General features: G+C 46.5%; 14 protein-coding genes and 1 other RNA gene. 13 read left to right on the plus strand and 2 right to left on the minus strand.

Going from position 1 to position 15891, the window contains the following annotated elements:
- Nucleotides 1–24: 24 nt before the first annotated feature.
- Together NOM90_RS18820 and NOM90_RS18825 are read right to left on the minus strand one after the other, a co-directional pair.
- Nucleotides 25–699, minus strand: a complete 675-nt coding sequence (locus NOM90_RS18820) for a DNA-3-methyladenine glycosylase (protein ID WP_255944239.1) — start codon at nucleotides 697–699, stop codon at nucleotides 25–27.
- Nucleotides 700–737: 38 nt separating this feature from the next.
- Nucleotides 738–863: a hypothetical protein gene (locus tag NOM90_RS18825; RefSeq protein ID WP_255944240.1), complete on the minus strand. Its 126-nt coding sequence runs from the start codon at nucleotides 861–863 to the stop codon at nucleotides 738–740.
- Between the two features lie 173 nt (nucleotides 864–1036).
- On the opposite strand from NOM90_RS18825, the gene NOM90_RS18830 reads away from it, so the two are divergent.
- The 13 genes from NOM90_RS18830 to recR all read left to right on the plus strand — a co-directional run bounded on the left by NOM90_RS18830 (nucleotide 1037) and on the right by recR (nucleotide 15534).
- Complete coding sequence (locus NOM90_RS18830) at nucleotides 1037–1468, plus strand: YwiB family protein (protein ID WP_255944241.1); 432 nt, start codon at nucleotides 1037–1039, stop codon at nucleotides 1466–1468.
- Nucleotides 1458–3137, plus strand: a complete 1680-nt coding sequence (argS, locus tag NOM90_RS18835) for an arginine--tRNA ligase (protein WP_255944242.1) — start codon at nucleotides 1458–1460, stop codon at nucleotides 3135–3137. The genes NOM90_RS18830 and argS overlap by 11 nt, the downstream gene beginning before the upstream one ends.
- A gap of 146 nt (nucleotides 3138–3283) precedes the next feature.
- Complete coding sequence (rpoE, locus tag NOM90_RS18840) at nucleotides 3284–3799, plus strand: DNA-directed RNA polymerase subunit delta (RefSeq protein WP_255944264.1); 516 nt, start codon at nucleotides 3284–3286, stop codon at nucleotides 3797–3799.
- 293 nt (nucleotides 3800–4092) lie between these two features.
- Nucleotides 4093–5697: a CTP synthase gene (locus NOM90_RS18845; RefSeq protein ID WP_255944243.1), complete on the plus strand. Its 1605-nt coding sequence runs from the start codon at nucleotides 4093–4095 to the stop codon at nucleotides 5695–5697.
- A 251-nt stretch (nucleotides 5698–5948) separates the two neighbouring features.
- The gene (locus tag NOM90_RS18850; RefSeq protein WP_255944245.1) at nucleotides 5949–6317 is read left to right on the plus strand and encodes a response regulator; all 369 of its coding nucleotides are present in this window, start codon (nucleotides 5949–5951) and stop codon (nucleotides 6315–6317) included.
- 158 nt (nucleotides 6318–6475) lie between these two features.
- Nucleotides 6476–7330 carry a class II fructose-1,6-bisphosphate aldolase gene (gene fba / locus NOM90_RS18855; RefSeq protein WP_255944247.1) on the plus strand — a complete coding sequence of 285 codons (855 nt, stop codon included), beginning with the start codon at nucleotides 6476–6478 and terminating at the stop codon, nucleotides 7328–7330.
- Nucleotides 7331–7523: 193 nt separating this feature from the next.
- Nucleotides 7524–8777 carry a UDP-N-acetylglucosamine 1-carboxyvinyltransferase gene (locus NOM90_RS18860; protein ID WP_255944250.1) on the plus strand — a complete coding sequence of 418 codons (1254 nt, stop codon included), beginning with the start codon at nucleotides 7524–7526 and terminating at the stop codon, nucleotides 8775–8777.
- A gap of 412 nt (nucleotides 8778–9189) precedes the next feature.
- Nucleotides 9190–10563, plus strand: coding sequence for a transcription termination factor Rho (gene rho, locus NOM90_RS18865; RefSeq protein ID WP_255944252.1), 1374 nt, complete (start codon nucleotides 9190–9192; stop codon nucleotides 10561–10563).
- 134 nt (nucleotides 10564–10697) lie between these two features.
- Nucleotides 10698–11975: a radical SAM family protein gene (locus tag NOM90_RS18870; RefSeq protein WP_255944253.1), complete on the plus strand. Its 1278-nt coding sequence runs from the start codon at nucleotides 10698–10700 to the stop codon at nucleotides 11973–11975.
- A gap of 419 nt (nucleotides 11976–12394) precedes the next feature.
- An RNA gene (gene ffs, locus NOM90_RS18875) (signal recognition particle sRNA large type) lies at nucleotides 12395–12662 on the plus strand.
- A 124-nt stretch (nucleotides 12663–12786) separates the two neighbouring features.
- Complete coding sequence (dnaX, locus tag NOM90_RS18880) at nucleotides 12787–14526, plus strand: DNA polymerase III subunit gamma/tau (RefSeq protein WP_255944254.1); 1740 nt, start codon at nucleotides 12787–12789, stop codon at nucleotides 14524–14526.
- A 70-nt stretch (nucleotides 14527–14596) separates the two neighbouring features.
- Entirely contained in the window at nucleotides 14597–14911 is a 315-nt protein-coding gene (locus tag NOM90_RS18885) for a YbaB/EbfC family nucleoid-associated protein (RefSeq protein ID WP_255944255.1), read from the plus strand.
- A 26-nt stretch (nucleotides 14912–14937) separates the two neighbouring features.
- Nucleotides 14938–15534: a recombination mediator RecR gene (recR, locus tag NOM90_RS18890; RefSeq protein WP_255944256.1), complete on the plus strand. Its 597-nt coding sequence runs from the start codon at nucleotides 14938–14940 to the stop codon at nucleotides 15532–15534.
- Nucleotides 15535–15891 lie beyond the last annotated feature (357 nt).

Consider the following 15891-nt stretch of genomic DNA (forward strand, 5'->3'; position numbering starts at 1 on the left):
TTTTTGATGTCCTTATCTATTTCTTCATAAATAACAGGCTTTAGGCGGGTTTGCTTTGTCGTTTACCGATACATAAGCATTTCCTTTGATAAAAAAGCGCCACGGCTTCGCGGTATACTCTTCCGCATAATCGATATTGATACGCGGTGAACGTACAATAGGCAAATCATGAACGTTATCGCCTGCTTCTATATATAAAGGTGAAGTAGGTACAGTCAATAGACAGCCGTTGAGCGACTTATCGATATCCAATGCGCGGCATAACTTTCCCGGTCCACCTGACAAATCTACTGCTTTTTTAGATCGGATTTGGCGTAGTATCCGCATTTTTCGTTCATCTTCCGGTGTCAAAGGTTCGACGGCTCGGATTAACACCGCTTGAGGATCGTCAATGTCGCCGGTCACGACGTTTAAGCAATGATACATACCGTAGATCAGATAGACGTAAGTATGACCGCCTGCACCAAACATAATCTCCGTACGATTCGTGCGTCGCCCTCCGTAAGCGTGACTTCCTTTATCTTCGATCCCGCCATAGCTTTCCGTTTCGATAATGCGACTACGGATTTCGCCAACTTCGGTACGCCTTACCAGCGTTTGACCAAGTAATCGAGGCGACGCATATAACGCTTTGGCAGCGAATAAAGAAGGGGGTAGCGGATTAAAGTTACCGGTCGCTGGATTTTGATCAGATGTCATATGGCCTCCTAAGTCTGGACTATGATGTATAGATCTAGTTATGCTCTAAAAAAAGCAATCATACTAAAGATAATTCCGAAAAATTGAAATAATGCGGTAAGAACCACAATACCTAACAAAATCAAGCCAGCAATCTTTAATATCTTCTTCTGATTTTTACTCAAAGTAGTACCCTCCATTTTATTCCGAATCACCTAGATTTAATCTTTATGTTATCATAGAGTTCGAAAAAAACCTTTTCTGCCACGACTTGTTTGAATTCAGCCTTTCGACCTTTACAATATGCTATAGTATCATAGAGGAAATCTTCATCGAGAAAGATAGGAGCGGAAGCATTATGCAAGGCATGAGCCGCGTGTTGATTACGATCAACAGCCGACAAGACGAAGAGACGGTCGAGCAGAGTCTCACCGGACAAGTTTTTCAAAAAGATAAATCCCTTTATATCCGTTACGAAGAACCGGGAGCGAGCGGGGCAGAGAGTATCCGAACGCTAGTTAAGGTGACGCAAGACGAATTGAAAGTCATCCGCCACGGCGAGGTGGAATCGGAACAGTCTTTCCGCAAAGGAGAAGCTTTATCCGGTTTTTACCGTTCGCCTTACACGCGTTTTGCAATGATTGCCCATACCCGGGAACTAGGCGTGGATATGCAAGGTTTCACAGGAAAGATTCACTGGGAATACGAATTGGAAGTACATGACGTGATCTCAGGCAATTTTGCCGTTAGCTTAACCATACAGGAGGAAGTCCATTCACATGACGATTAACCCGCTTGAACAGTTAGAGAACATTGTAAAAAAGGCAGTCGCACAAGCGATCGCGAAATCCGGAATCGTTGCCGAAGCCGATATTCCAGAGATCGGGCTGGAAGTGCCGAAAGACAAAACACATGGTGACTTGTCTACCAACGCTGCGATGCAGTTAACTCGTATCGCCAAAAAAAATCCGCGTATGATTGCTGAAGCGATTTTAGAGAATTTGGATCGTGAAGCTGCGGGGATTCAACAAGCCGATATCGCAGGTCCTGGTTTTATCAACTTTACGTTGAATAAAAGCTATCTGTATCCGGTCGTAAATGCGGTATACGCGCAAGGCGAAAACTACGGACGCGTCGAGGAAGGAGCCGGCAAACGCGTACAGATGGAATTTGTCAGCGCCAATCCGACAGGCAGTCTGCACTTGGGACATGCTCGCGGCGCCGCTGTAGGCGATGCACTCTGCAACCTGCTTGATTTCGCCGGATATGAAGTCTCTCGCGAATACTACATTAATGACGCCGGCAACCAAGTGACGAATCTTTGTTTGTCGCTCGAAGCTCGTTATAAGCAAGAATTAGGTCAAGAAGCCGAAATGCCGGAAGACGGCTACCACGGCGAAGATATCAAAGGTTTTGCCAAAGAATTGGTCGAACTCGAAGGCGATCGTTTGCTGTCACTGAGTCAAGGCGAACTGATGGAATACATGCGTACGTACGGTTTGGAAAAAGAAATGCAAAAAATTCGCCGCGACTTGGATCGTTTCCGCGTTCATTTTGACGTCTTTTTCAGTGAAACTTCCCTCTATGAAAATGGGCAGGTTCTTGATGCGCTCGACGAACTTCGTTCGCGTGACGAAGTATTCGAAGAAGGCGGCGCAACTTGGCTGAGAACAACCAAATACGGTGACGACAAAGACCGCGTATTGATCAAAAACGACGGCACGTATACGTACCTGACGCCGGATATCGCGTACCACCGCAATAAATACGCACGCGGTTTCGACAAAGTGATGAACATTTGGGGAGCCGATCACCACGGTTATATCCCACGGATGAAGGCGGCTATGCAAGCATTGGGCAATGATCCAGAAAAGCTGATCGTATTGATCGCTCAAATGGTGAGTCTGTTCCAAGGCGGCGAGAAAGTCAAAATGTCCAAACGTACCGGTAAAGCGGTCACGATGCAAGATTTGATGGATGAAGTAGGCGTGGATCCGATGCGTTATTTCTTCACCATGCGCAGCATGGATTCGCATTTGGACTTTGATATGGATCTTGCCGTTTCGACATCCAATGAAAATCCGGCATTTTATGTTCAATACGCTCATGCGCGGATTTGCAGTATCTTCCGTCAAGCGGCTGAGCAAAATGTGACCGTGCTTCCGCTGGATCAAGTTGACTTGAGCAAGCTGACTGCCAATCACGAATACGAGTTGCTTCGCAAACTGGGCGAGCTTCCGGAAGAAATTCGGATTGCTGCCGAAGGTTATGCGCCGCACCGTTTGACCCGTTACGTTTACGAAGTATCGGCAATGCTGCATAGCTACTATAAAGCAGAACGCTTTATCACCGAAGATGCAGAGGTTACCCAAGCTCGCCTTGCTTTGCTGGGTGCGGTACGCATCGTCATTGCGAATGTTCTGCGTCTGATCGGGGTTTCTGCACCGGAACGGATGTAAGACCGAACTTGCTTTTTGTGCTCGAATGCGTTTTACTTAGGTTGACTTTTTTTGCACGACTGAATTGAATTATGTTTTGGAGAGGACGTGTCCAATTGACACCTGCACCGATTGAATTGTCGATCGATAACGAAAAAATCCGCGAAATGCCTATGGTCGATCTTGCCTTTTTGATTCTTAAAAAAGCGAATGAGCCTTACTACTATCCAGACCTGATGAAAGAAGTCGGACGCCAACGCGGCATGACTGACGAAGAAGCGAAAGATATGATCGCGCAACTATACACCGAGATTAATATCGACGGTCGTTTTGCTTGCGTCGGAACGAACCTTTGGGGTCTGAAACGTTGGTACCCACTGGAGAAATCCGAAGATCCGGTTGTCAGTGCGAAGCGTCCACGTATTATTAATGACGAAGACGACGACGATCTGGATGATGATACTTCCTTCAATGCAGAGTCGGATGAAGAAGCATTCGATGATGCGAACGACGAAGACGACGATCTGTTCGATGCTGACGAAGACGATTCGGATGAAGATGTCATCGTAGACGACGAGATCGAAGACGACGAAGAAGAAATCGAAGGCGAAGAGATGGATGAAGAAGATCTCGACGAAGACGAGGACGAAGAGTACGACGAAGACGATCAAGACAAAGAGTAAGACGTTTATTTCGTGACCGAACAGGGCTTTTTATCAAGTGGGAAAAGGGGTCGAAAATGCCACCTTTACCTGCTTGACAGCCCCGTAACGAGAAGGTAAACTATTGCTTGGGCTTTTGATTTAAGTACGGATTAATATGGAAAAGCGATAAAAGTGCCCCGTGGACACGGGTGTCACTTTTTTTGTTTTTTATAGGGTGATTTCCATACGTATTGCTATCCCAAACGATTAACCATAGGGCGCCGGAACGTTTTGAGAATCAAACAAAATGACAGTACAGGGGGTTTTTTACAGTGACTAAGTATATCTTCGTAACAGGCGGTGTTGTATCTTCGCTTGGCAAAGGCATCACAGCAGCTTCGCTCGGTCGACTTCTCAAAAATAGAGGTCTAAAAGTAACGATTCAAAAATTCGATCCATATATCAACGTCGATCCAGGAACAATGAGCCCGTATCAACACGGTGAAGTATTCGTAACCGACGATGGCGCGGAAACGGATCTTGACCTTGGGCACTACGAGCGTTTTATCGATATCAACTTGTCCAAAAACAGCAATGTAACGACAGGTAAAGTCTATTCTTCGGTTATCAGCAAAGAACGCCGCGGCGAATACTTGGGCGGAACCGTACAAGTTATCCCGCATATCACGAATGAGATCAAAGAACGCATCATGCGCGCTGGACGCGAGTCCGGTTCCGACGTTGTCATCACCGAAATCGGTGGTACGGTAGGCGACATCGAGAGCTTGCCGTTCTTGGAATCGATTCGTCAGCTTCGTAGCGATGTAGGTCGCGATAACGTCATGTATATCCACGTTACGTTGATTCCTTACATCAAAGCTGCGGGCGAAATCAAAACAAAACCAACTCAGCATAGCGTAAAAGAACTTCGCAGTATCGGTATTCAGCCAAACGTGATCGTTTGCCGTACCGAATACGAACTGTCCGAAGATACAAAAGCGAAGATCGGATTGTTCTGCGATCTGGACAAAGACGCTGTCGTGGAATGCCGCGATGCGGCTACTTTGTACGAAGTTCCTTTGAACTTGCGTGCTGAAGGATTGGACGAAATCGTCGTTAAGCATTTGAAGCTGGATACGCCGCAACCGGATATGTCCGAATGGGAAGCGCTCGTTGAACGTATCGGCAAGTTGGAGAAAACAGTCGAAATCGCGATTGTCGGCAAATATGTTGCATTGCATGATGCGTATTTGAGTGTGGTTGAATCGTTGTCGCATGCTGGTTTCGATGCGAACGCCGACGTGAAAATCCGTTGGGTCGATGCAGAAGAACTGACCGAAGAAAACGTAGAAGCCAAACTCGATGGGCTCGGCGGCATTTTGGTTCCAGGCGGTTTCGGCGATCGCGGAATCGAAGGCAAAATCGTAGCCATCCGTTATGCGCGTGAAAACAATGTACCGTTCTTCGGTATTTGTCTGGGCATGCAAGTATCGGTAATCGAATATGCACGTGCTTTGGCGAATATGGAAGGCGCGAACAGTTCGGAAATCGATGCAACGACAACTTTCCCGGTTATCGACTTGCTGCCGGAACAAAAAGATATCGAAGATTTGGGCGGCACAATGCGTCTGGGTCTGTATCCGTGCAAACTCGTTGAAGGTTCTTTGGCGATGCAATGTTACGATGACGAATTGGTCTACGAAAGACACCGTCACCGGTACGAGTTCAACAACGCTTACCGCGAACAGATCGAAGCAGCAGGTCTCGTGATTTCCGGTACTTCGCCAGACGGTCGTCTGGTTGAGATTGTTGAATTGCCTAATCACCCTTGGTTCTTGGCTGTACAATTCCACCCAGAATTCACGTCAAGACCAAACCGTCCACAACCGCTGTTCCGTGAATTCGTGAAAGCAGCTATCACGTATACGGTTGACTAAAACTAATCCAGAAAGGCTTGGCGATTGCCGAGTCTTTCTTTTTTCGCTATTCTCTCCGTGTTCGTCCGATATTGGGAAATATTCGGTTTCTTGCTTGAATTAGCAGGAAACTGCCATTAAAAGTCGAATTCATTATTTTGTAGTGTAAACGAATGAATAGGGAAGCGAAAGCTCCTATGTCTATAAAAAGAATCGGCATCTCAAGCCTTACATCTATATTCTACAAAAGAACTGGGGGAGGATGAGTGAATATGAGCGAACATAAAATTTTAATCGTCGACGATCAAAACGGAATCCGAATGCTGCTGACCGAAGTTTTTGGCAGTGAAGGGTACCAGACTTATCAAGCCGCTAACGGAAAAGAGGCACTTGCTTTGCTCCAGACCGATCGACCTGATCTAGTTTTATTGGATATGAAGATTCCCGGTATGGACGGACTTGAAATTCTTCGTCATATCAAAGCTCAAGATCCTGATATTAAAGTCATTATGATGACGGCTTACGGTGAACTCGATATGATCAAAGAAGCCAAAGACCAAGGCGCTTTGATGCACTTCACAAAGCCTTTCGATATTGACGAAATGCGCCTTGCTGTCGGTCGTCATTTGCGGGGCGAATAAAGAATCTGAAGCTTCTGAATCGGTATAGATGCTTCATTCATGCAAATTTCATGAAGTTTACAACCTGCCTGTTTAGTATTTGAAGCGAGAGTGTTATAATGAAGAGTATGGATGTCGGTTCAAGTTAGAAATCCAACATTTAATTAGGAGGAACAACAATGCCATTAGTTTCGATGAAAGATATGTTGAACAAAGCTCTGGAAGAAAAGTACGCGGTAGGTCAATTCAATATCAACAACCTGGAGTGGACACAAGCCATCCTGGGCGCAGCTGAAGAAGAAAAATCGCCAGTCATTCTCGGTGTATCCGAAGGCGCAGCTCGTCACATGGGCGGATTCAATACAGTTGTGAAAATGGTAGAAGGTCTGTTGATCGACATGAACATTAGCGTTCCTGTTGCGATTCACCTTGACCACGGTTCGAGCTTCGATAAGTGTAAAGCAGCTCTCGACGCTGGGTTCACTTCCGTTATGATCGACGGTTCGCACCACCCAATCGAAGAGAATATCGAAATGACGAAAAAAGTCGTTGAATACGCACATTCCAAAGGCGCTTCGGTAGAAGCTGAAGTTGGTACTGTAGGCGGACAAGAAGACGACGTAATCGGCGGTATTCAATATGCTGACTTGAACGAATGCGTACGCATCGTAAAAGAAACAGGTATCGACACATTGGCTCCAGCACTGGGTTCCGTACACGGTCCTTACCACGGCGAGCCAAACTTGGGCTTCAAAGAGATGGAAGAAATCCGCGATGCGGTTAACCTTCCACTGGTACTTCACGGCGGTACGGGTATCCCGCTGCATGACATCCAAAAATCGATTTCTCTGGGCACGTCGAAAATCAACGTAAACACAGAAAACCAAATCGCATTTGCTAAAGTTGTTCGCGAAGTTCTGGCTGCTAAGCCTGACGCTTATGACCCACGTACATTTATCGTACCGGGCCGCGATGCAATCAAAGCAACTGTAATCAGCAAAATTAAAGAATTCGGTTCGAGCAACAAAGCCTAAATGTAGGCGAGAATCGAATGTGCGCCCTTTTTGCGCGTAAATTCGATTTTTATTGCAAAACCTGAAGCACTCATTCATTATGGAAAGGTCACCGTGCCTAGCGGTGTCTTTCCATTTTGTTTTAAAATCGGTGTGTTTAAATTTTCAGTCTTCTTTGAATGGCTGCACAACATGTAGGGGGACCTTTCAACTTATGGAGAAATTAATGGTCACTGGCGGTCGTCCGCTTCAAGGAACGGTTACGATCAGCGGTGCGAAAAACAGCGCAATTGCGCTTATTCCTGCGGCGCTTCTTGCCGATTCCGAAGTGATATTGGACAACCTCCCGCTGCTCAGCGACGTAGCGGTGTATGCTGAGATTCTTGAAGGGCTTGGCGCTCGCGTATCTTGGGAAGGTAGCCAGATGCGAATCGATCCGTCTCAAGTCAAGTCGATTCCGATGCCTAATGGATCGGTCAAAAAATTAAGAGCTTCTTATTATATGATGGGAGCTTTACTCGGCAAGTTTGGCGAAGCATTGATCGGATTGCCTGGAGGTTGTAATTTTGAACCTCGTCCAATCGATCAACATATCAAAGGATTTGAAGCATTGGGAGCGACCGCAGTAAATGAACACGGCGCTATTCATTTGCATTCAGAAGGCCTTGTCGGAACCAAAATCTATTTGGATGTTGCAAGTGTAGGAGCAACAATCAATATTATGCTGGCGGCTTCAAAAGCCAAAGGCTCTACCATTATCGAAAACGCGGCGAAAGAGCCTGAAATTATAGACGTAGCGACTTTACTTAACTCAATGGGAGCCAGCATCAAAGGCGCCGGTACAGAGACAATCCGTATCGAAGGCGTTGAAAAGCTGCATGGTTGCCGACATTCGATTATTCCTGACCGAATTCAAGCCGGAACATACATGATTGCTGCTGCGGCAACGCGAGGCAATGTGTTAATTGATAGCGTTATTCCCAAGCACTTAGAAGCGTTAACAGCCAAATTGCAAGAAATCGGCGTTACGGTTGAAGAAATGGATGAAAGTATCCGTATTATCGGCGGGCCTGATTATCAGCATATTGATGTCAAAGCTCTGGTTTACCCAGGCTTCCCGACCGATCTTCAATCGCCAATGACGAGTTTGTTGACACAGACGAATGGAGCAAGTGTATTAAGCGATTTTGTATACAGTAATCGTTTTAAGCATGTGCCTGAACTGGTTCGTATGGGGGCAAAAATCCGTGTCGAAGGTCGTTCTGCGGTCATTGAAGGTGGCAAATTAAATGCGGCAAAAGTTCAAGCTGCTGATTTGCGTGCTGGTGCTGCATTAGTCATTGCGGGGCTTACCGTAGAAAACGGTGTGACCGAGATCGAAGGCGTCGAGTATATTGATCGCGGTTACGATAATCTGGTCGCTAATCTTCGTAGTTTGGGAGCCGATGTTTGGCGTCAAACGGTGTGATTTTCAAGGCTGGCGCGACCTCCGGTCGCGTCCGCATTTTTTTCAGCTTTTTATAAATTGGGTAATGCTTATCGTAAGTAAATGGAAGTTCCTTTCTCCGTTTCTCTCATTTCCAGACGTCTTACTCCTGTCTCTTTCTTCGGGCTTGACCCGATTTCAACGTTGATCGATAACTCTTTCTGAGCGATTCGCGCCTAACACTCATTGGTCAGACTCCAAATTTTTTACATCGTAGTTACGAGCGCAGTTCGGTTTTCGTTTAAATATAGATATTCTGATGAATATATTTGATTTGATTCTAGACATCGGTCTTCGATCAAACGTTAAATTTGCACATACGGTATCCGGCTAGAGCTTTTTACTAAGCGGCGCGGAGCCTTCCAATATAAAATTGAATAGGTGGTTATCTTACATGGATTTACAAATTTCCGATTTGGAAGTTATGAAATTGACCGATCTTTATAAATTAGCGAAGCAACATCAAATTACGTACTACAGCCAAATGAAGAAAAAAGAATTAGTTTTTGCTATTTTGCGTGCACAGGCGGAACAAAGCGGTCTGATGTTTATGCAAGGTGTACTCGAAGTTTTACCTGAAGGCTACGGATTTTTACGTCCAATCAATTATTTGCCAAGTACCGAAGATATTTATATCTCTGCTTCTCAAATTCGTAAATTTGATCTGCGTAGCGGAGACTTGGTATCGGGAAAATGCCGTGCTCCTAAAGAAAATGAACGCTATTTCGGTTTGCTACAAGTAAATGCCGTTAATGGACTCGACCCGGCTACCGCTTCGGAACGTCTTCATTTCCCGGCGCTGACCCCGTTATATCCGGAGAAAAAGCTTCCATTGGAAACAACGCAAAATCGCTTGTCGGCACGTATTGTTGACTTGATTGCTCCTGTAGGTTTAGGTCAGCGCGGCTTGATCGTTGCTCCTCCAAAAGCCGGCAAAACGCAATTGCTCAAAGAAATCGCCAACAGCGTCTCGGAAAACAATCCGGATATTGAACTTTTCGTATTACTAATCGACGAACGTCCGGAAGAAGTCACCGATATGCAGCGTTCGGTTCGAGGCGAAGTCGTAGCCTCGACCTTTGACGAATTGCCTGAAAATCATATCAAAGTTGCGGAACTCGTATTAGAGCGAGCTTTGCGTATGGTCGAATCCAAAAAAGACGTCGTTATTTTATTGGATAGCATTACAAGACTTGCACGCGCCTACAATTTGGTTATCCCGCCATCCGGTCGTACGCTAAGCGGTGGTATCGACCCAGCCGCGTTCCACCGTCCGAAACGATTCTTCGGAGCGGCTCGTAACGTCGAAGAAGGCGGCAGTTTGACGATTTTGGCGACGGCACTCATTGACACCGGCTCCAGAATGGACGATATTATCTATGAAGAATTTAAAGGAACTGGTAATATGGAACTGCATTTGGATCGCAAACTTGCCGAACGTCGAATTTTCCCGGCGATCGATATTCGTCGTTCCGGTACGCGCCGCGAAGAAATGTTATTGTCCAAAGAAGAGTTGGATGCGGTCTGGCATGTACGTAAAAGCATGAACGATTCATTCGACTTTATCGAAGGTTTCCTGAAAAAGCTGAAAAATGCTAAAAATAACGCTGAGTTTTTGGCGTCGTTAGATGTGACCGAAGAAAAAAGCAAAGCAAAACCGACATCTTCGACAGCTGCAAAAACTAGCGGAAACTCGTCTTCAAGCTCAACTAGACGCCCGGCACGGACCGCTTCCGCGACAACTGCACCTACTGTACCGACAAAATAAAAGATCGATATCGGGTTACATTGCGCTGCGCCGCTCAGTAATCAAACGGCGTAAACGAGACGATAATAGCTGTAAATACAAGAGTTCATGCGTCAAAGCATCAAGCGCAAGCCCGCTAAAAGGAGACTTCATCCATGCATTTGGTTTATGCCGACGAAAACGGCAACGTATACGATCACCCCGAACTGTTAGCTTTGGCGCGTAGCGCTGATATAATTATTGAAATTATGGACGAAGAACTGATTCCGCTCCCGGAAGGCGCGACATTGGTCGGTCTTCCAAGTACCAAACCAGTCGCTCTTGATCCCGATAGTGGCGAAATGGTCGCACTCGACGGAATGCAAGCGGTTGGCGCTTTGCTTCCGCAAGGTTTTACGCGTCTAGCTTTGCCTGGCTACGTCAAAACCGACAAAGAATACAAATTGCCGTTATTCGGTTATTCCGCTGTCGTCTGGAAAGACGGAAACTTCTATGTAACAGCGGAACAATGCGATGATCCAGAAAAGTGGAACCCGGACAATTGCGATAAAAAAGAACTGAACAAAAAAGTGCACGACTTCGTCGAAAAGTATCCAGAAAATCGCCTTTATGCGCATTTGTCTAACTGTGCGCTGGGTTACGAGTGTCTGACTTCTTCGAATACGTTCCTCGGCCGCTGGGAAGGCGGCGTTCCTGTTTCGTATTCTTGTAATGCAGGCTGCTTCGGGTGTATTTCTGAGCAACCGGACGATAGCGGCTTTGTTGCGCCGCAAACTCGGATGAACTTCCGTCCGCGTACAGACGAGATCGTTCAGATTATGATGGAACATTTGACGACGCCGGAGTCGATCATCAGTTTCGGTCAAGGTTGCGAAGGCGAGCCTTCTACGCAAGCTAAGATCATTATCGAAGCGATGCGCGAAGTTCGCTCGCGTACCGATATGGGCTATATCAATATCAATACGAATGCCGGCTTGACCGACCATATCCGCGGGATCGTGGATGCAGGTCTTGATCTGATGCGCGTAAGTACGATCAGCGCTTTGGACGATCATTACAATGCGTACTACAAGCCGCGTGCTTATAATCTCAAAAATGTTGAAAAGTCGATGATCTACGCTGCGCAGCAAGGCGTCTATACGTCGATCAACTATTTGATCTTCCCGGGTGTTACCGACCGTGAAGAAGAGATCGAAGCGATGATCGAATTTGCGCGTCGCACCGATCTGAAATTGATTCAGATGCGGAATCTGAATATTGACCCGGAAAGCTATATGGAGCTTATTCCTCCTGCGCGCAGCGAACTGCTGGGCATGAAGCAGATGCTGGAGATTTTCCGCGAAGAGTTGCCGAACGTTGTGATCGGCTCGTATACGCATGTGCCGCCGGTTGATCAGCGCCGTGCTAAAAGTCCGATCGTAGGGCGAGTTTAAGTTCATTCTTTCGCTCCGCTCGTTTTGCTTCCCCCATTGGAGACAAGATTGTCTCCAATCACAATGAAGCAAAGCCGAAGTCGCTCCGAACGAACTTAAACTCTTCGAGCGGCGCTCCACAACCTTATCTTGAAGGTTGTGGGTTTTAAAATAGACAAAAGGCTGCGCGGTTTAGATTGCCGCGTAGCCTTTTGTCATTTCGTTTCCGCTCCCTCCCAGCAAAAAGGGAGCCGGAAACGAGCGCCGCAGGTTCGGTTTCGAATCGAAGCGACTTTTGGATTTCCGTTTACCCGAAGATGAATACATCTTCGGGCCGGAAAACAAGCCGAGCGCCGATCGAAACCGAACCCAAGGCGCGGTCGGCAATCATAAAGCCGACCATTTGCGTTTTCTTTTTGTATCCCGTATAATCAATAATGCCGTGCTAGACGGGGAGGTAGCGGTGCCCTGTAACTCGCAATCCGCTATAGCGAGGTTGAATTCCCGTTCGAGGTCTTGTCCTGTAAGGTTTGGTCTTTACACATAATGTTGACGATTGGGTCCTCCGCAATGAGCACCTGTGAACCTGGTCAGATCCGGAAGGAAGCAGCCATAAGCAGACCAGCTTTTGTGCCGGAGGGTGGCCTAGTCCGAGTTGTTGGGTAGAGGTGCCGCTTGGATGACAACGTATCGAAGGCGGGTGCACGGTTTAACTTTTTAATAAGTGAATGATCGACATCTTTGCCGCAGGCAGAGGTGTTTTTGTTTTTTATTGGCTGAAAATATAGTATAATTAAGGGAAGACGATAGTCCAAAAAAGAAGGAGCCGCTAATGGAACATATTGCGCTTTACCGGGCTTGGCGGCCGCAGTCCTTCCAGGACATGGTGGGACAACAGCATATTATTCGAACGTTGCAGAACGCGATTCGTGAACAACGGGTGTCTCATGCCTACTTGTTCAGCGGACCTCGGGGAACGGGCAAGACCAGTGCCGCGAAGATTTTGGCAAAAGCCGTGAACTGTGAAAAAGGACCTGCTCCCGAACCGTGTAACGAATGCGAGACGTGCAAGCGTATCGCAGCCGGTGCGGTGATGGACGTGCTTGAGATCGATGCTGCCTCTAACCGGGGTGTAGAAGAGATCCGGGATCTGCGCGAGAAGATCAAATATGCTCCGACCGAAGTTCGGCGTAAAGTTTATATTATCGATGAAGTCCATATGCTTACGACGGAAGCGTTTAATGCTCTATTGAAGACGCTCGAAGAACCGCCGGAGCATGCGATGTTTATTTTGGCGACAACCGAACCGCATAAGCTTCCGGCGACGATTATTTCACGGTGTCAGCGTTTTGATTTCCGTAGAGTGTCGCTGGAAGAGCAAACGTCGCGTTTGGTTCAAATTTGCCGCGAAGAACAGATTGAAGCTGAAGAAAGTGCATTGCAGTATATTGCGCGCTTATCCGATGGCGGGATGCGAGATGCACTGAGTGTACTCGATCAGATTTCGTCTTTCACCGAAGGCAAAGTCACTTACGACCAAGTACTTGGGATGACAGGCGGGATTGCTTCCGAGCAGTTTTCGGCACTTGCCGAATATCTTTCTGCCAAAGACGCCGGCGGCGTTCTGCAAACCGTTGAGAGTTGGATGCAAGACGGCAAAAGTGCGGATAAGTGTATGGAGAACCTTCTTTACTACTTCCGCGATCTGTTAATGATCAAAATGGTTCCGAATGCTGAGCATATGACCGAGCGTGTACTTGATGCCGAATCTTTCCGCGCAGTCGCCGAGCATTTTTCCAAAGACCATCTGTTCCGCACGATTGATACATTGAGTCGTTATCAGAACGAGATGAAATACGCAGCCAATCCGCAAATTTTATTTGAAGTGGCGTTATTGAATCTTGTCAGTGTAGGAGATCGCGCCGAAGCGGCATCGCAAGATGCAGTAAGTGCAACTTCTCCTTCAATAGACACTCAAAGTGTCAAACGTCTCGAAAGTCGCATCGCTGATCTGGAGAAAAAGCTAGAGCAAGCGATGCGTAACGGAGTATCTGCGGGTGGCGGCGGCAATGAGTCGGGTGGAAATCGTCCGGCTGCTCGTCAAAATGCACCACGTGTATCTCGTATGGCTAAGCTTCCGCCTCATATGGATCAATATCTGGCACGCAAAGACGATGATTCGTTCAAAGATATTCGCAGTAAGTGGAATCAAGTGCTTCAACGGGTAAAAGAAGAGAAGGTCACGGTTCATGCTTGGTTTACCAACGGTGAGCCGGTATCGGCATTGGACGATTCCGTATTGGTCGCTTTTAAAAACGATATTCATCGGGAAACGATCGAAAAACCGGCAAATCGCCAAGTCGTGGAACAAGTATTATCGGATTTCTTGGGCGGTCAATGGAGTTTGCTCACGATTATGCAAAAAGACTGGACAGAATCTGCCGAGTCAGCGGCGTCTCCTCAATCCGAAGTGTTGGAATTGCAACAAGAGGAAGAGGCAGGCAGCAAAGAGCCGTGGGTAGACGAAGCTTTGAATTTGTTTGGAGAAGATCTGGTTGTTATCAAAGAATGAATCCCACCCGGTGCGTCGTCTATTTTTAAATAGCGGTGAAATCGAGGTTTACTTTTAAGGAGAGATTACGATGAATAACAATATGAACCAAATGATGAAACAGGTTAAAAAGATGCAAGAGCAAATGATGAAAGCTCAAGAAGAACTCGGCACTAAAAAAGTTGAAGGTTCTTCGGGCGGCGGCGTTGTCAACGTAGAAGTAAACGGTCATAAAAAAGTGATCGCGATTAATATCAAACCTGAAGCGGTAGATCCGGAAGATGTGGAAATGCTGCAAGACTTGATCTTGACTGCTGTTAACGATGCTTTGACAAAAGCGGAAGATCTGGCAAACCAAGATATGGGCAAATTCACGAACGGCATGAAAATTCCAGGTCTATTCTAAACTATTTCTAAAAGGGAAGTGTGGCCTTGCATTATCCAGAGCCGATTGCCAAGCTGATTGAATCGTTCTCCCGTCTACCCGGAATCGGACCCAAGACGGCTGCGAGGCTGGCTTTTCACGCATTGAATATGAAAGAAGACGATGTGATCGATTTTGCCAAAGCGCTGGTTAGCGTGAAGCGGAATCTGCATTACTGTTCGATCTGCGGGAATATCACGGATACCGACCCTTGTCGAATCTGCCAAGACAAACAGCGCGACGCGTCAGTCATTTGTGTGGTTCAAGATCCCAAAGATTTGGTCGCGATGGAGCGTACCAAAGAGTTTGACGGGTATTATCACGTTCTTCACGGTGCGATCTCTCCTATGGAAGGAATCGGCCCTGACGATATTCGATTGAAAGAGCTGCTCAACCGTCTAAGCGATGAAAAAGTGCAAGAGTTGATTTTGGCGACCAATCCGAATATCGAAGGTGAAGCGACAGCGATGTACATTTCGCGTCTGGTTCGTCCGTTCGAGATTAAAGTCACCCGGATTGCGCATGGTCTTCCGGTAGGTGGAGATTTGGAATACGCCGATGAAGTAACACTTTCCAAAGCTTTGGAAGGACGTAGAGAACTATAAAAGTAAGATAGCATCATCTTTTTCTAAAAGACGTTCATGGGAGTTCAACTCATGGACGTCTTTTTATATGTAATTTTTCTAAAACCCGCTGACAAAGAAGCGTTCTCAAGGTATAATCCGATAAGTATTGCTGCTCAAAAGCCCGCTTTTATTGATAAAACGTATAAATATCAATAAATTTGCAAACAAAGTGTTGACTTGCTGGCTTACTACGTGATACATTAATAAACGGCTCTTCCAAACGAAGACCTCACAACTTCAGCCGAACGAAACGCACTGAAAAAAGAATTTTAAAAAAGTGCTTGACGAACTGCTTGAAACTGTGATAGGATATAAAAGTCGCCGCTGAGAGATACG

It is taken from the genome of Saccharibacillus sp. JS10, assembly GCF_024436065.1.
Classification (GTDB): domain Bacteria; phylum Bacillota; class Bacilli; order Paenibacillales; family Paenibacillaceae; genus Saccharibacillus.